Consider the following 17,667-nt stretch of genomic DNA (forward strand, 5'->3'; position numbering starts at 1 on the left):
GTAAACGGTATGTTTAAAGTACGACTGAGAAGGGGTTTTTGATCGCTTTTGAAGTTCAAAAAGGTAATCTTTGATGTCTTCCGGGTCTAATTCGGTAGGGACTTTACCGAAATGAAGCGCTAAGGCTGCAACGTGACGGGAATAATTGTCGAAGGTACGCTTGCTTCTGCCCAGGATGGAAATATTTCTTTCGAAGCGTTGCAGAAGTTCGGCAAAACCGTTAACTTCGCTCGAGGCACGATTAAGGAATTTGTTTGTTCTTAAATCCTCAGTAGATTTTTTTTTGTAGCCATTTTATATGTTTTTTAAGGGCTAATAAAAACAAAATTACTAAAACGGCGAATGGGAAAAGCTACCGGAGGTTTAGTTCAAAATCGGTTTTGCAAAAGCGGGGTATTAAAGGCTCTTGCGTTGAAGATTTTCGCATTTCTAGTCGCAAAACTTTTCCATTTTTAATTTTTTTTTGTAATTTTAAAAAATGGAAAAAGTTTTTGCTCAGGTTCGTGATTATAGAAAATTTTGAACTTCTTAGCCCAGCCTTCACAAAGCCGTTTTCCGTTACCTGCAAGAAAACCGTCATCAAAAGAAAATTACGAAATAGAACAAACTGAAATTTCTTTTCCGTCTGCGTAAGTTTTTCCCCAATCGCAAAGATTTTCTAAAATAGGAACTAAATCTAATCCTTTGTTGGTTAAAATATATTCTATTCCGAAAGGAATTGTTTCGGGAATTTCTTTCTTGACAATTATTGCGTGAGTTTCCAATTCTTTGAGTTGACGACCTAAAACTTGTTCAGAAATATTAGGCAATTCCTTTTTTAACAAATGAAAACGATTATTTCCCTGCGAAATCGAATAAACAATTTGTGATTTCCAACGTCCGCTAATCATTGCTATTGCTGAATTTAACTCGCAAACCTGAAATAAAAATTGCTCATTTATTGAATTGGTTGAATTTTCTTTTCTCATAACACATAGAATTAGGACTAACAATTTTGTTCGTTGTTGCAGACTTGAAAACGTTTGCAGAACTTTGCCACAAAATTACAAAAATGAAACAACTGATAATCATAGTACTCACATTTATGATGAGCGTATCAATCAAAGCACAGGAAAAATGGATTTTAAAATCGGAACATTTAGCTAAACCCGACACCGTTCTAATTTTCAAACCGAAAACATATAATGCAACTGAAAAATATCCTTTGGTTTATTTGCTTCACGGATATAGCGAAAATTACAAACAATGGTCGCAAACAGCGGACTTACAAAAATTGTCCAACCAATACGGTTTCATCATTGTTACACCAGACGGATTTACTTCATATTATATCAACAGTCCGATAAACAAAGTTTCACGATACGAAGATTTTTTCTTTAACGAATTGGTTCCTAAAGTTCATCAATCTTTCAATATTGACAATAAAAATATTTTCATCAGCGGTTTGAGTATGGGAGGTTATGGAGCTTTAAGGTATTTTATTTTACATTCTGACTATTTCAATACCGCAGGTTCTACAAGCGGAGCTTTGGAAATTGATTATCCGAATTTTCAGAAAGTAAGTCAACAATTTTGGCAGACAAACAGAATGACAAATGACTTGACAAAACATCTTGGAAATCCAAAAACTGAAAATTGGAACAATTACAGCATATCAATACTTTTGGAACAAAATTCTGACTTTAAAAAACAGTTCATTTTTGATTGCGGAACAGAAGACGTTTTATATCCAAACTCTGAAAACTTAAAAAAACTAACTGACAAATTAAAAATTCCAACAACTTTTATAAGTCAGCCAGGCGACCATAACACTGAATATTGGAACAAGTCCATTGAACATCATTTCGTATATTTTCAACAACATTTGACAAAATAGAAATCGAAACACAGCCTGTAGGTAACAAGCAGTTTGGCAAAAGAGCGGGTATCGTCTAAGTTGAACATTTGTGCATTTAATCCGCTCCTTCGCCAAGCTGCCGGCACGTTGTGCGTCACTTTAGAAAGTGCATCGTACCAAAATAGGTTAACAAAAATATAAATATAAATGAGCATTTCAAAATCAGACAGACCAGCACTAATTTTAATCGATATTCAAAAAGGGTTTGACAATGTAGAATATTGGGGTGGACAAAGAAACAATCTTGACGCAGAAAATAACGCAGGAGAACTTTTGAACCTTTGGAGAAAAAATCAACTTCCAATTTTTCACATTCAACATTGTTCTTCAAAGCCGACTTCTTTACTAAACGAGACCAACGAAGGGAACGAATTTAAGGACATTGTAAAACCTGTTGGCGAAGAACCAATTATCAAAAAAAATGTGAATAGTGCATTTATAGGGACAGACCTAAAAGAGCGACTTGACAAAGAGAAAATAACGACACTTGTAATTGTTGGCTTAACAACAGACCATTGTGTTTCAACGACAACAAGAATGGCAGGAAATTTTGGGTTTGACACCTTTTTAGTTTCTGATGCGACTGCGACATTTAACAAAAAAGGACTTGACGGACAAAATTTTTCAGCGGAAATAATTCACGAAACTGCTTTGGCAAGTTTGAATGGTGAGTTTGCAACTGTAGTAACCACAGAGTTTTTAAAACAAAATATTTAGGAAACCATTGAGAAGAAAAGCGAACGCACAATAACTAAGCTTTCGTTTTGTCTGCAAGACAAGAAATGAAAGCCCGTTGAACGGAAGCTTTGGAAGTTTTTCGCGCATTTCTGGTTTCTAGTAAAAAGTTTTTAACGAGATTGAAGAGACTTCGAGAAAGGTCTCTTTTTTATGTGCGTGATCCTTTAGCAATTATTTAATTATCATTAATGTGAATCACTTTATCATGAACAAATTCTTATGGCAGAGAACATTAGAAAAAAGGCTGATTTTCGATGATCAACATTAACGTTATTTAACATCTTTTGTGTTTTTAGATTGGTTAGTAAAACCTATTTTGTTAGAAAGAGTTGAAGAACACTCTTAATAACATTAAATTTTTAAATTATGGAAAAGTTTGCAATATTAGCTAGAGTAGAAGCAAAACCGGGTAAAGAAAATGAAGTATTGGAGTTCCTAAAGTCAGCTTTGCCGCTTGCGGAAGGTGAGCCAGGAACCGTAAGATGGTATGCTTTACAAATTGGCCCTTCTACTTTTGGTATATTCGATACGTTCGAAACTACAGATGCAAGAGATGCTCACTTGAATGGTGAGATTGCAAAGGCTTTAATGGCCAATGCTTCTGAATTACTTGCTAAAGAACCTGTACTTGAAATGGTAGATCTACTAGCAGTAAAGTAAGCAATCGAACACTAATTTTTAATACAATTAAATGGAGCCAGGCATTTCCCCCGGCTCCATTTTTTTATATCATTTTGTGAAAGGTTGAACCTTTGCTATGTATAAAAGTTTTATCTTGATTATTCGAATAAAATTTCAATTGAGCACAAAAAAAAGAGACTGAAAACAGTCTCTTTTGTATTCTTAACTATTAGAGTTTTTTAAGTTCTTCTAAAACAGCTTCGCCAACTGCATGAGCAGATTGAGGATTTTGTCCTGTTACCACTCTTTCGTCTACGGTAACGTGAGTTTGCCATAAACCAGATTTTTCAAACTTGGCTCCGCGTTCTATTAATTTAGATTCTAATCTAAATGGAACCACTTCATCTAATTTCACAGCAGCTTCTTCTTCGTTGGTGAAAGCATTGATTTTTTTGCCATCTACCAAATATTTTCCATTGCTGAGTTTAATATTCACCAATCCAGCAGGACCGTGACAAACCGCACTTACGATTCCATTTTTTTCGTAGATTTTTTGTGCGATTACTGCTAATTCTTCATTATCTGCAAAATCCCACATCGTACCGTGACCTCCAGCATAAAGAATCCCCACATATTCATCAGGATTTACTTCTGAAGGCGTCATGGTGTTCTGAATTTTATTTTGATAATATTCATCTGCCAAAAATCTTTCATTAACCTTATCATCTGGAGTATTTCCATAATACGGCGGGTTTCCACCTTTTGGACTCACGAAATCTATTTCGTAACCAGCATCTACTAATACAGCCCAAGGATGCGTAACTTCACCTAAATAATAACCGGTAGATTCACCAGTGTTTCCTAATTCGCCGTGGCTCGTAACCACGAATAATACTTTTTTGCTCATTTTGTTAGATTTTATTGTTTGTGCATTTATCATATTAATCCCTAAAAAAAGAATACAACCCGTTAAGAAAATAATATTGGATAAAAACTTGTTGTGATTCATATTACTGTTGATTTTTTAATGATTTGATAGTGCAAAGGTAAATGCACCTCCCCACAAACAACAGGACCTACCTCACAACTTTTTTGTGACCTACATCCCATTACACCGAAAGCCGACTCAAGGTTTCTCTGGAAACACCTAAATATGAAGCGATTAATGTTTTGGGCAACCGTTGTAAAAGTGTGGGATATTGAGAAATAAATTGTTCGTAGCGTTCTTTGGCATTGCTATTCAGCAGAGACAAAATCCTTCTTTGGAGCGCGATATAACCATTATTAGACTTTTTCCTGCAAAAATGTTCTATTTTATGCATATCTGCACAGAGTTTCTCTCGGTTATAGAGAGACAAAGTAAGTACTTCGGTAGATTCTAATGCATCAATGGTAAAAGTAGCTTCAGTTTGATTAAAATACGCTTGATAATCGGTAATCCACCAATCTTCCATTGAAAATTGCATGATGTGCTCTTTCCCTTCTTTATTCAGGTATGATGCTTTTAACAAACCATTCATCACAAAATAATCATTTTGTACCGCATCTCCTTCTTGAATTAAAATCTGATGCTTTTTAAATTTTTTCAAGGTAAAATGAGACAGAATATACTCGAACTCTTGGTCAGTTAGTGGCGTAATTTTCTCAATTTGACGTCTTAAAATCTCACTCATATTTTTATCATTCTTAATTGCAAACAAAAGAATTGTTGACTCCAAATGTAAACTATTGAAACCAAAAAATCCATCGCTCTTGATGGATTTTTTAAATAGGGTAGATGGAATTCTTATGGATTGGTAGAGAAAATTAGAAGCTATAGAATCATGTCAATACCGGAAAAGAATGAATTACCAATCAACGACTGCATAAAAAAAAATAAAACGATGAGGTAAATTCCATCGAAAGTAAAATTTCATGATATGCAATTTTTCAGTTGACATTAATCAGTAAAGCAAAGGAAATAAATTTCCTACTTTTGCATCATGAATACTTCTCTCATCAATAAATATAATATTCCCGGGCCACGTTATACTTCTTATCCTACTGTTCCTTTTTGGGACGAAGCGGCTTTTACCGCGGATTTGTGGCAGCAATCGGTCAGCAGATCTTTCAACGAAAGCAACGATGCTGAAGGGATTTCTATCTATATTCACTTGCCGTTTTGCGAGCAACTTTGTACGTTTTGCGCTTGTCATAAACGCATTACCAAGCAACATTCTGTGGAAACACCTTATTTGGAAAGCATATTGAAAGAATGGAAATTGTATCTGCAATTATTTGGTAAAAAACCGAAAATCAAAGAACTTCATTTGGGTGGTGGCACGCCAACATTTTTCTCGCCAGAGAATCTCAAAATTTTATTGGAAGGAATATTCGCGCACGCAGAAATTGCTGAAAATCCAGAATTTTCATTTGAAGGACATCCGAACAATACTACAAAAGCGCATTTGCAAACTTTATACGATTTAGGCTTCAGAAGATGCAGTTTCGGGGTACAGGATTATGATCCACAAGTTCAGAAAGCGATCAACCGAATTCAGCCTTTCGAAAATGTAGAAAGAGTGACCAATTGGGCTAGAGAAATCGGTTATAAAAGCGTTTCCCACGATTTGGTTTTCGGACTTCCTTTTCATAATTGGGAAAAAATGGAATATACGATCCGCAAGACTTTGGAACTGAAACCGGACCGATTGGCTTTCTATTCTTATGCACACGTTCCGTGGATTAAAGGGGTTGGACAAAGAGGTTTTGATGAAAACGATTTGCCAAGTGGTGAAGAGAAAAGAAAACTCTACGAAAACGGAAAAAAACTCTTGGAAGAATTGGGCTATATCGAAGTGGGAATGGATCATTTCGCCTTGGAGCATGATGACCTGTATCAATCCATGATTTCCGGAGATATTCACCGAAATTTCATGGGCTATTCATCCAGCAAAACCCAATTGATGGTTGGTTTGGGAATGAGCGCCATCTCGGATTCGTGGTATGCATTTGCACAAAACGAAAAAACCGTGGAAGCTTATCAAAAAAGGGTAGAAGAGGGAGTAATTCCTGTGTTTAGAGGTCATATTTTAAATCAGGAAGATCTTTTGGTGCGTCAACATATTCTCAATTTGATGTGTCGCCTCGAAACTTCTTGGGATGCAACGACCGATTTTCCGGAACTTCAACATGCACTGGAATCTTTAAAGGAAATGGAAGCTGACGGTTTGGTAGTTCTTTCAAAAAATTCAATAAAAATTACCGAACAAGGTCGCGCTTTTACTAGAAATGTAGCGATGACTTTCGACCTGAGAATGATGCGCAACAAGCCGGAAACCAGAATTTTCTCCATGACCATTTAATCGAGGTTGCGAAATTATTTTTTGAAATTCATCCTTGATTTTCGGTTTTCCATGCACGCCGAAAAGTGCAGCGATGAATTATATTTTTCAAAGAATTTAGTAGCGAGTGATACCCATATTTATTTTTCTTGAATTAAATAAAAATGATAAGATATCGCAATTTGACCACGATGTACGCATGTTTTTTGGGTTTTTTCTATTTAAAAAAATCAAAGCAAATTCTTTTGTTAAAAAATTCTTAATTCTTCTTAAAATCATTATATTTGCCGACTATAATTTTAATATTGTAAACTATTAACAATGCAAGGAAAAGGACTTATTACGCTGGTTGCGGTTATTTTAGGACTTATTTGTCTTAACGAATTGCTGCCAACTTGGTATGCTGGTAAAGTTGAAAAGCAAGCGGCAGAACTTGCTGGAGACAACCCGGCAAAGTATCAAAAAGAAATAGCCAGACTCTCTCAAGACACCCTGAATCTCGGTTTTACTAAGCTTTATTATACCAAAGCCAAGGAAAAGGAAATGAAATTGGGTCTCGATTTGAAAGGAGGGATCAACGTTTTGCTTGAAATCAACCAAAGAGATTTAGTAAATGGCTTAACCAATTATTCACCGAATCCGATTCTTCAGGAAGCGCTAAACAGAACAGATGCAGTGCAGAAAAACTCTACCAAGAATTATATCGAGAATTTCTTCGTACAATTCGATTTGGTGAACAAAGAGAAAAATACCAACCTGAAACTTGCAGATCCTGAAATTTTTGGGAATACCAATTTATCTGAAATCAAATACAACTCTTCCGACGATGAGGTTAAAAATATCATCAGAAGAAAAATTGAAGCAGCGGAAGGTTCTGCTTACGAAGTTATTCGTACCCGTATTGATAAAATGGGTGTTACCCAACCGAACGTACAAAGAGTACCGGGAACGGGAAGAATTTCTGTAGAAATGCCTGGAATTAAAGACATTGATCGGGTTAAGAAAATGTTGCAAACTTCTGCTAAACTTCAGTTTTGGGAAGTACAGCAAGCACAAGAAGTATATCCATATTTCCAACAATTAAATACTGTAATCGCAGCAAGCGGAGATTCTATTGGAGTTGCTAAAAATACCAATCTGATCAACATGCTTCAGTTGAATACCCTTAGAGCCAATGGAGTAGCGAACATTAAAGTTTCGGATACCGCGATTGTTAATAAAATTTTAAATTCTGATATAGCAAAAAATCTTCGTCCGGCAAACATTAAATATACCCAATTTATGTGGGGTTATAAGCCAGAAGCGACAGACCCAAATAACTTGGTATTGTATGCGATCCGCGGAAACATTACCCAAAAAGCTCCGGTTGACGGTGCGGTAGAATCTGCAAGAGTGAACTATGATGAACTTGGAAGAGTGGTGGTGGATATGCAAATGGACTCTAAAGGTTCTAAAGACTGGAAAACACTTACCGGGAAAAACGTAAACAAACCGGTTGCAGTAACTTTGGATAACGTGGTTTATACCGCTCCAAACGTAGTAAACGAAATTCCAAACGGAAGAACTCAGATTTCCGGGAACTTCTCTCAGCAGGAAGCTCAGGATTTGGTAGATGTTTTAGGTGCCGGTAAATTGCCCGCAAGTGCGAAAATCGTGCAGGCAGATGTTGTAGGACCTTCATTAGGTCAGGAGTCGATCAACGCGGGAATGCTTTCGTTTGGTATAGCTTTCTTAATCATCATTGCTTATATTATTTTCTATTACGGTGGAGCCGGTGTTTATGCGGTAATTGCAATGGTTATTAACCTTTTCTACATTTTTGGAATCATGGATTCTGTGGATGCTACACTTACACTTCCTGGGATTGCGGGTATTGTATTGTCAATGGCGATGGCGGTGGATACCAACGTAATTATTTATGAAAGAACCAAAGAAGAACTTTTCGCTGGTAAAAGCATTCTGGAAGCTTATAAAGATGGTTTCAAACATGCACTTTCTGCGATTGTCGATGGTCACCTTACCACGATTCTTACTGCGGTGGTGTTGTACATATTCGGAACAGGACCAATCAAAGGTTTTGCGGTAACCTTAATTATCGGTATCTTGATGACCTTCTTTACTTCGGTATTGCTTTCTAGAGTAATGATTTTCTCAAGACTTAACAAAGGAAAAGGACTTTCAGTTTGGACTGCTCCAACCAAAAATCTCTTCAGAAATGTCTGGATCGATTTCATCGGGAAAAGAAAATATGCTTACATCATTTCAGCTGTTCTTACTGTTGCAAGTTTAATTTCAATCTTCACCAACGGATTTAAATACGGAATCGATTTCACAGGAGGTAGAAATTATGTAGTAAGATTCGAAAAACCGGTTGATGGAAATAAAGTAGAAGAAAACTTATTGAAAATCTTCAAAACTGCTGATAACAAAAACTCTTCTGTAGAAGCGAAAACTTTCGGTAACGATAATCAACTGAAAATTTCAACCGATTATTTGATCGATGATGAATCCTTGAAAGCGGATCAAACGATTGAAGAAAAATTATTTGAAGGTTTGAAATCAGAACTTCCGGCGAACATGACTTTGCAGGATTTCAAATCTGCTGACAAAGACCATGCGGGTATTGTGTCTTCAACTAAAGTTGGTCCTACCGTAGCGGATGATATCAAAACAGGAGGAACTTTTGCACTAATTGCTGCTTTGGCTGGTATTTTCCTTTATATCCTATTGAGATTCCGCAAATGGCAGTTCTCTTTAGGAGCGGTTGTTGGTCTGGCTCACGATGCGATTATTATTTTGGGGGTATATTCATTCCTTCATAAATATATGCCGTTCAATATGGAGATCAACCAGGATTTTATCGCTGCGATTCTTACCGTTTTGGGTTATTCGATTAACGATACGGTAATTGTATTCGACAGAATCCGTGAGTATTTAAGAGAGAAAAAATCGCTTACTTTAGCAGGTCTGTTTGATGATTCAATCTCGAGTACTTTAGGTAGAACGTTTAACACCTCGTTTACTACCATTTTGGTAATTCTTGCCATCTTTATTTTCGGTGGAGATAACCTGAGAGGATTTATGTTTGCCTTGCTATTGGGTATAGCATTCGGTACTTACTCTTCGATCTTTATCGCTTCGGCAATTGCCTACGACTTCCTGAAAGGGAAAGGAAAAGAAGAAGCTGTACACGGAAAATCTTCTATCGATAAAGAAGTAGTAGAGAAAGCAAAAAAAGCTTAATCCGTTTTTAAATTCTATATAATGTCCTTCGAAAGAGGGACATTTTTATTTTAAAGTTTTCAGGAAAAAGCTGTTTCAGTTGAATAATAAGCATTTATAGAGATAATCAAAGAAGTCAGGTAACGATTTAGTAACGGTTCTTATTGCTTTGCTTTTCGACACCTTTCCGTTAGCTCATAGCAAATATACAAAATGATATTGTACCATAAATATCGATGCTTAAATTATTGAAAAATACAAATAGAGATTAACGATTTCTTACATCAACCGTTCTTCCAATTGTCCTTTCCAAATCGTAAACCCATTATTGTCATTAGAATAATCGTGGACAATTCTTGAAAAATTTGATGGATTGGTTTCTAAATAGGCTTGTCTTCCTTTTTCTCTGATGATGTTCAATTCTTTATCAATTTGTTTTATGGTGTCAATCAAAACTGATTTGCTTTTTTCTGTATGCCAGATATAGGTTGCTTCTTCGGTGTCTAAAGTTTCTAAAATGATGTGGTAGTTTTGTTCTCCTTCCAACAGAAAGACGAATGAAAACGGCTGTAAAACAAACCGTAATTTCATTACATTTCGTTCGTGTCTTTCAGCCAAAAACTGAATGTGCCGTGAATGTTTATATTGCTTCCCTTTCAGTAAGTCTTCCAAAACATTTTCGGCATTGGTATAGATATTTTGATTTTTCGGCAATTCATTCGTTGTGAGCATATTTTGTTTTGAAGTCGGAATTTGACCGATAAAACTCTTGTTCAGAAACTGAAACTTTACACTTTCAACGATTTCTTTATTGATGCTTTCAATGTTGGATGATGTTGCTAATTGCGATAAAGTCACTCCATTTTCAATTTCGGCATAAATATCAATCATAACGGATTTTGATTTCAAAACCTTGATGAAATAAGGTTTCAACACTTCAAATTCAGGTCTGAACTCTTCGTTTTCGATTTCAAAATCAAACCGTTGATTACTTTCTTTATCAATGTATTCAAAGCCAACATTGCCGTATCTGAAATCCAAATCTTCAATCGCTATTTTGATTTGCTTTTCGATAACTATACTTTGTCTCTCAGGAGTAAATTCGGTTGGTTCATCAAATAGACTTGCTTGTTTGGCTATTTGACGATAATACGTGTTCCGTTTTAAAAACAACTTGTTCAGGTAGTCAATTTTGATATCCCGATAATCATAAATAGTTGGGTTGATTTCCGAACGTTGTACTCGACCAATGTATTGAATTAGTTTACCCTTAAAAGAAAACGGATATACCAAAAACAGAGAACTAATATTTGACAAATCCGAGCCTTCACCAAAGTATTGTCCTGTGGTAATCAGTATCTGAAAATTACCTTGCTGTAAAGTTTGCCATTTGGATTTTCTGTTGCTTTCAGTGTCATCTCCACTTAACGTAATGACTTCGTAAGATTGTTTCAGAAAAAGGTAAAGTGTATCAATATGTTCTTTTCTTTCTGTAATAATGGTAATTCTTTTTCCTTTGGAAAGTTCGTTTTTGATGTCGTTCAGGATGAGCTTGTTTCGTTCTGAATCGTGAACCAAAATCTTTGAAAGCGTTTCAAAATTATCCGTTTTAGAACTGAAAGGAACATCCAAATCTGTATTCCTTACAATGATTTGGGCGTGTTTGAAATTTTCAATTTCGTTGTTAGCAATCTCCGAAATTATATCTCCAATAAAAGCAAAAATCAGTTTGTCGTCATTGTATTTTCGGAAAGGAGTTGCCGTCAATCCATACAGATAAAAGGTTTCTAATTTCTCAATGGTATTGCGAAATGTTTCGGCAGGAATATGATGACATTCGTCTACCAAGATAGTTCCGAATTGATTTTGGATTTGCTCAATTTGCTTCGGCAGACTTTGAATAGTTGCAATTGTAATCTGCTCTCCAATCTTCACTTTTCCCTGTCCGATGATGCCGATTTCGTGTTTTGAAATTCCAAGAAATGCCTGAACACGTTCCTGCCATTGTTCCAACAATTGTTTGCGATGCACAACGATTAGTGCAGGTTGTTTTTTATCAGCAATAACCTTTAAACCAACAATCGTTTTACCTGAACCTGGCGGAGCAACGATAACTCCAAAATCTTTTTTTGAAATCGCTTCAATAACTTTTTCTTGATGACTTCGTAGATTAGCATTGAACGAATATGAGATTTCTTCTTTTAGTTTTCGGTTGTCTTGAAAATCAAAATCCAAGTTTTGTTCTTTGCAAAATCGCAAAAGTTTACCAATAAAGCCTCGTGGAATGATGACTTCATTTTCCGCTTCTTCCACGAGTTTAAAATAACGTTCTGTCCCAAAAGTATTTTTACCCGATTTCTTCTTGATGAAAAATTCCGAATTGGCAAAGTTCAGTTCTTCTTTCAAAAAATTGACGAGTGGTATTATTAATCCATCTCGTTGAATTCGGATGTTTTGTTGAAGTGTAATGGATAGTTTGCCATTATGGTTTTTAGGAATTGGAAGATTTTGCATTGTTAAAACTTCCGGATGCAAATTGTCCAATACACCAATCGAAACCCTTTCAATTTCATTCAAGAATTGCCATTGGTCGGGATAAGGCTCAAAAGTTTCAGAGTTAATAAAGCAACTGTTTCCATTCTCCATTGCAGGTTTGAAAAACGGCAAAGCAATTAGATTGCCCAAACCTTTTCCCGAAAGAAAATCCTGATTAGGAAACAATCTGTCGAAACTTGAGCTTTTGTCAAACATTGAAAATGCTCCTGATTGTTCCAAAATAGAAATGAAAACTTTTCTGCTTCTGACAGACGGATAAGGTTTGTCAAAAAATATCCAAACGTGTCCGCCATTTCCCGAGCGGGAACGCTCCAAATAAGCAGGAATGTCTTTCTCCTTGCAAGCGTTTAAGAAACTTACGGCTTCTTCTTTCCAATTTTGTTTGTCAAAATCAGCCACCAAAAACCAAGAGGTATTGTCTTTAAATAAGGGATAAATACCAATTTGCTGTACACCGTTTAAGTGTTTTTGAATTTCATTATCAATAAGTGGCAGGTACGTTTTGTGTGGATAATTTGCAAACGTTCCGCCATTCCTCTTATGAACCTGATAATGGTATGGATCATATTGACAGGAAGGCATATATCCCGATTTTCCTGATTTCTCCCAACGAACGGCAAACACGTCTTCTCTGCCTTTGAAGAGGGAGCGGAAAATATCTATGTTATTGGAAGTAAACTCATTCATTTAATCTTAATTCTCTTCTTCGTAATAGATTTTGTAATATTTTCTTCCATTTTCATCAACGCCTTGTTCTATCATTTCTCGGTTTCCGTGAATATAGATATGGAAGTTTTTATCAAGTTTAAGTACATTTTTGAAGACACGTGCCTGTTTTTTTACAGCTTGGGCTGATATTTCAAAGCTGTCAGCAAGCTCCACTTCATTTTCTTGTCGATAAGTCTGGTCAAATTTTCTAAATGACTCTATAACATTACTATCTCCAAAAACTTCTTCTTCAAATTCTTGTTTGTCAAATGTTTCATTCTTTTTGAAATAATCAACAGAACGATTTAAAAAATCTATCTTGTCGGCTTTGCTTACGTCAAAATCCTCATCCAATTGTTTTGTGACAAATTGCTTTGTAATCCCTAAGAATTCGTTTGTTTGATGATATTCATTTCTTTGTGGTTTAACACTTAAAAATTTATCTTTCCAATATTGAGCTTCTATGTTTTTGTTCGTATTATCTACAAGAGCAACTAAATACCCTTTCTCTTTTTCTAAGTTAAAAATAAGACAGCCTTTATCTAACTTATGTATGTTTATTCCGCTCACATCGGACAATCCATAACTTGTTTTTTTATCTTCAATTTTTAAGACCGTTTCTTTATTCTCCGATTTGAAAATTCCAATACAATCCGTTACCTCATCATCAATGGAGCTATCATTCATATAGAACACACATAATTCTCCTGATTTAATTTGAGGATGCGTACTTTTATCATAGAGATATCTACCCACATTTTTAGAGTGCTCTATAAAATTTTCATATTCTGTGTCACTAAAAATCGAGCTAACGAAAGAGTATACAGGATTCAAATCCAGATGAGGAAGAAAGTGAAATTGGTATAGTTCATCGAACTTAAAATTACTGACAATTAGCTTATTGATTATTTCTTCAACACTTTCAAAGTTCGTCATTTCATCAGAAAACCTTACCCCATCAGCACTACCTTTATTACCAATGTTATGGATAATTAATTTATTTAATTTACCTAAGTTAATTTTTTGCATAAATTTTAGTTATTGCCGTATATTTCTTTTGGAATAAGCCCTTTGCCATTTATAAATTCATCGACAGTATGGAAGTGCGACAAGTTATTGTTTATCCAATAATCTTTAGAAGCGTGTTCTACCATAAATATTTGAAAATGATTGTTTTTTTCTTTTACAATGAACTCAATAAATGAGTTTAGTAGCGTAAAAGCATCTATTAGTTTTGACCTATCGTCATTTCCTTGCATTTCATCACTCCCTGCGTAATATGGAATACTTGGTTGGTCAATAAATAGGAATTGAGGTACATGTTCTGGATTTACATTTATTAGATGCTCGTGTAAACCCAAATAAACGCATAGGTGCATAAACATATAGTTGGATTTACTGCCAACATTATCTAAAGGAAACAATTGACCTTCGGGATATAGTTGTAAAATCATTTTGTCAGAATTAAAATCAAGCCTGCTATTTGTGTATGCTGGTAAAGATTTTAATTGATTAAAATTGCGTTGAATACTTTTGTTTAGTTCGGTTTTTAGATTGAACTCTATTTGTTTTGTATCAGTAGGTACTTTAGCCAAGTCCTTACTTTCTTCTGTTAATATATTCAACCTTATATTATCAATAGGTTTTCCTAACTCCAATTTTAAAAGTTGCTCTAATGCGAGTTTTATTTCTCCTAATACAATGAATTTTTGAACTTCTGTCTGACTTTCAGCCAAATAATTCTTCTTTATTTCATTCAGTTTAGAAATTTTATTTTCAATTTCTTTAAATTGTCTATTCAATTCTTTTGCATCGCCAGTAACCTTTATCGGTTCGATAATTTTCTTGGATAGATTTTCTTTGATGCTTTTCAAGGAAGATTCTAAGGACTCTACAAATGCTTTTGTTTCGTATGAATCTACTAATTGGTCAGATAGTTTTTCATTTAGAAATTCTATCGGCTGTAAACTGTCAGCGGATTTATTCAAATTCCTTTTGTATGCTTCATATTCTTTTTGATATTGACTTATAGCATCAATCTGACTGCGTATTGCAATTCTTCTTTTGTTTAGCTCGTCTAATTCTCCAAACAGATTTGAATTTTGTGCTACTTTTTGAGTATTTGTTATTACGTCCTGAATGATTGGAATTGCGGTATCAACCGTTTCAAAGGGTTCAGAATATTCTATAAAGTTATACTTCTTACATTTTTCAAACAAAACCTGAATCTCATTCTCAAAATTTTTGACTTTTCCTTGATTGTCCTTTTCTTGATTTTGTATCTTTCTTATTTCTCTTTTAACTTCTTTTAGTCGTTCAGAAGCCTTGATTTTTGCCATATCATTAACACCGATTACCAAGTTGAAAATATGATTGAGTGCTTTATCATATTCTTCTTTTCCGTAAAAAGTTGTATCGAAGTATGTTTCCTGTGCTCCAATGATGTTTTCGGTTAAAGAGTTGAAAATCAAAAAATGGCGATAAGAAAGATTGAGAGAAGTCCCACCTAACTCTTTGCCATAAGGAAATCTTAATGTATCTGTAATGCCAAATTCACTATCTAATATTGATTTAATTTCTGCAATTTCTTTGTTGCTTTCAGGATAATCAGGGAAAGAACCTAAATTAAAAAACACTTCCGAAGATACCGCACCTTTATCAGGTGTTTTTCGCACAATGGATATTTGTTTGTCATTGATAGAAAAACGTATCCCAAACCATAAAACTTTGTCGTTTATTGTATTTGCGATATTTACTTTTCCCGATAAAAGGCAATAATCTATAATATTCCAAAAACTGGTTTTTCCAGTGTTTGAGCCACCTGTAATAACATTGACTTTATCAGGTAAAAACTGGTAATTTTTAAGTTCGGCATCAGCATCTTTGAACCATAGCTTTATTTCGTGAAGTACAAATTTCATAGTTGAATTTTTAAAACTTTATACAGTTTTGACGTTGTGTATTTTTCAAGCATATCTATAAAATCAGGGATAACACTTTCTATTTTAGAAAATCGACCTCCTAAATTCGCATTGTCAAATGTGAATGTTTCGGTTCTTACAATCTCACTTCCGATAATGATTTGATTGCTTTTACTTAAAATCATCAAGGCATTAATGGTTATTGGTAATAATGACACATATCGCTTATTGAAAGAAACAAATAATCGAGGTTGGTCTTTGACGAGTTGTTCTATGCTCAAATTTTGCCCTTGAGTTTTTGCTAAATAATTTACTGTTCGGTCGTCTAATAGAAATGGTAAAATCAGACACGAACGAGCAACATCCAATTTATCAACCTTGTTCAGTACAGATAAAAGAATGCAACTCGCAATAGCTTCATTGTTATATGTGTAATAAATTTCTTTCATTATTCTTTATACTTGTTTTGCCAATCAAAGTGCCAACCAATTTCTAACTTGTTTGACAGTAAATAGTAATGTCCATTTGTAAAATCTACACCCAATGGTAAATAATCTCCAATTGATAAATCAAGCCTGCGGATATATTCAACAAGTCCAATACTTAAATCTTTTATTTCACTTTCCAAACTTTCTATTGTTGTTCCCGAACTTATTTTTCGTTCAATTTGCCGATACTTTCCTTTAAATTCATTATCCCATCTACTTATACTATCTTTCTTAAAATCCTCCGCTTCTGAAAACAGTATAAAATTCTCTTCATCAGACCAATATGTATAATGTCGAAGAAATTTAAGCATCAATGTTGTGTATTTTATCACGTCTTGTGAACCTGCTTGAATCTCGCCAACATCAAGTAATTGTTTTATGAAAATTTGCTCTTCTGGATTTTCGGGAAGAAGAATAGGGAAATTTCGAGTAGGAAGTTTTTGTACTCCCGTAGATACTTTAAAACATTTTCCAAATTTTTTATTGAAATCATCAAAGGTAATTTCAAACTTCTGTCCTGACTTTATTTCCAAATATTTTGACAATTGTAAGTTTGAGTATAGACTATCATATATTGTTTCAACAATATGATTTTCTCTGTAAAGTTCAAGTAGCTTATTTTTAATGCGTTTTATTATTTCATCAACACCTGTTTCAATTGAAATTTTTGAAAGAAAAGATGACAATTTTGTCTTATCAAGAGAAATTAAGTTTTCAATGTATTTTTGTAAAGTTTCATCTTTTGTTTTCGTCTTTATATCGTTTAGTTTTGCCAATATATTATCAATATCTTCGTCAATCTTAAATTGATGAAGGGCGTTAATGAATTGATTGCTATTTTCATTTTTGTTAGTTGCCAGTACAAAAGAGTGTTTATTGAGATAATTCTCTTTGCCTTTTTTGATGAAATTAGTCCAATTACTTAATGTTTTCCAAAGGTCACTATCCAATGTTGTCAAATTTTGGATAGCCCCATTACTACTTGTTAAAACACTATGTTTTGTTTGGAATAAAATGGTTGTTCCATCTGCTTTATCAATATGTACGTCATCTTTCACTTCAAAACCGACTTTCTGTCCGTGTCGGAGTTCAAGAGCTAATAACATAAAATAATAGAATTGATAATCAAATCCTATTGCTTGTGCTCCAGCCGTATGTTGTTCCTGTATGGATTTTGTTTCGTCCATATTAAT

Annotated in this window: 14 protein-coding genes; 5 read left to right on the forward strand and 9 right to left on the reverse strand. The window is 34.5% G+C overall.

Annotated elements, in window-relative coordinates:
• Both AP75_RS10225 and AP75_RS10235 read right to left on the reverse strand, forming a co-directional pair.
• Positions 1 to 204: phage integrase N-terminal SAM-like domain-containing protein (locus AP75_RS10225; RefSeq protein ID WP_185116482.1), on the reverse strand; the 204-nt coding region annotated here is incomplete at its 3' end.
• A 386-nt stretch (positions 205 to 590) separates the two neighbouring features.
• The gene (locus tag AP75_RS10235) at positions 591 to 968 is read right to left on the reverse strand and encodes a winged helix-turn-helix transcriptional regulator (protein ID WP_031503607.1); all 378 of its coding nucleotides are present in this window, start codon (positions 966 to 968) and stop codon (positions 591 to 593) included.
• An 83-nt stretch (positions 969 to 1,051) separates the two neighbouring features.
• Between AP75_RS10235 and AP75_RS10240 the strand changes: the two genes are divergently transcribed.
• The 3 genes from AP75_RS10240 (at position 1,052) to AP75_RS10250 (ending at position 3,295) form a co-directional block, all read left to right on the forward strand.
• The gene (locus AP75_RS10240; RefSeq protein WP_031503609.1) at positions 1,052 to 1,876 is read left to right on the forward strand and encodes an alpha/beta hydrolase; all 825 of its coding nucleotides are present in this window, start codon (positions 1,052 to 1,054) and stop codon (positions 1,874 to 1,876) included.
• A gap of 168 nt (positions 1,877 to 2,044) precedes the next feature.
• Positions 2,045 to 2,614: a cysteine hydrolase family protein gene (locus tag AP75_RS10245; protein WP_088264561.1), complete on the forward strand. Its 570-nt coding sequence runs from the start codon at positions 2,045 to 2,047 to the stop codon at positions 2,612 to 2,614.
• A gap of 387 nt (positions 2,615 to 3,001) precedes the next feature.
• Positions 3,002 to 3,295 carry a putative quinol monooxygenase gene (locus AP75_RS10250; RefSeq protein WP_031503611.1) on the forward strand — a complete coding sequence of 98 codons (294 nt, stop codon included), beginning with the start codon at positions 3,002 to 3,004 and terminating at the stop codon, positions 3,293 to 3,295.
• 190 nt (positions 3,296 to 3,485) lie between these two features.
• Here the strand turns inward: AP75_RS10250 and AP75_RS10255 are convergent, their stop codons facing one another.
• Both AP75_RS10255 and AP75_RS10260 read right to left on the reverse strand, forming a co-directional pair.
• Positions 3,486 to 4,163: a type 1 glutamine amidotransferase domain-containing protein gene (locus AP75_RS10255; RefSeq protein ID WP_031503614.1), complete on the reverse strand. Its 678-nt coding sequence runs from the start codon at positions 4,161 to 4,163 to the stop codon at positions 3,486 to 3,488.
• A gap of 202 nt (positions 4,164 to 4,365) precedes the next feature.
• Positions 4,366 to 4,929: a Crp/Fnr family transcriptional regulator gene (locus AP75_RS10260; protein ID WP_031503616.1), complete on the reverse strand. Its 564-nt coding sequence runs from the start codon at positions 4,927 to 4,929 to the stop codon at positions 4,366 to 4,368.
• Positions 4,930 to 5,238: 309 nt separating this feature from the next.
• On the opposite strand from AP75_RS10260, the gene hemN reads away from it, so the two are divergent.
• Complete coding sequence (gene hemN / locus AP75_RS10265) at positions 5,239 to 6,600, forward strand: oxygen-independent coproporphyrinogen III oxidase (RefSeq protein WP_031503618.1); 1,362 nt, start codon at positions 5,239 to 5,241, stop codon at positions 6,598 to 6,600.
• Positions 6,601 to 6,900: 300 nt separating this feature from the next.
• The gene (gene secD, locus AP75_RS10275; RefSeq protein ID WP_088264563.1) at positions 6,901 to 9,822 is read left to right on the forward strand and encodes a protein translocase subunit SecD; all 2,922 of its coding nucleotides are present in this window, start codon (positions 6,901 to 6,903) and stop codon (positions 9,820 to 9,822) included.
• Positions 9,823 to 10,080: 258 nt separating this feature from the next.
• Here the strand turns inward: secD and AP75_RS10280 are convergent, their stop codons facing one another.
• The 5 genes from AP75_RS10280 to AP75_RS10300 are packed head-to-tail and all read right to left on the reverse strand — an operon-like array spanning position 10,081 to position 17,661.
• A complete protein-coding gene (locus AP75_RS10280) occupies positions 10,081 to 13,044 on the reverse strand; it encodes a DEAD/DEAH box helicase (protein ID WP_242589803.1) in 2,964 nt (987 codons plus the stop codon).
• Between the two features lie 6 nt (positions 13,045 to 13,050).
• Entirely contained in the window at positions 13,051 to 14,094 is a 1,044-nt protein-coding gene (locus AP75_RS10285) for a nucleoid-associated protein (protein WP_088264564.1), read from the reverse strand.
• 5 nt (positions 14,095 to 14,099) lie between these two features.
• Positions 14,100 to 15,986 carry a DUF3732 domain-containing protein gene (locus AP75_RS10290; protein WP_088264566.1) on the reverse strand — a complete coding sequence of 629 codons (1,887 nt, stop codon included), beginning with the start codon at positions 15,984 to 15,986 and terminating at the stop codon, positions 14,100 to 14,102.
• On the reverse strand, positions 15,983 to 16,435 hold the full coding sequence (locus AP75_RS10295) for a three component ABC system middle component (RefSeq protein ID WP_034978724.1): 453 nt from the start codon (positions 16,433 to 16,435) through the stop codon (positions 15,983 to 15,985). The genes AP75_RS10290 and AP75_RS10295 overlap by 4 nt, the downstream gene beginning before the upstream one ends.
• Complete coding sequence (locus AP75_RS10300; protein ID WP_031502543.1) at positions 16,435 to 17,661, reverse strand: hypothetical protein; 1,227 nt, start codon at positions 17,659 to 17,661, stop codon at positions 16,435 to 16,437. The genes AP75_RS10295 and AP75_RS10300 overlap by 1 nt, the downstream gene beginning before the upstream one ends.
• Positions 17,662 to 17,667 lie beyond the last annotated feature (6 nt).

Origin of the sequence: Kaistella haifensis DSM 19056, from assembly GCF_000735695.2 — a bacterium.
In the GTDB taxonomy this organism is placed as follows: domain Bacteria; phylum Bacteroidota; class Bacteroidia; order Flavobacteriales; family Weeksellaceae; genus Kaistella; species Kaistella haifensis.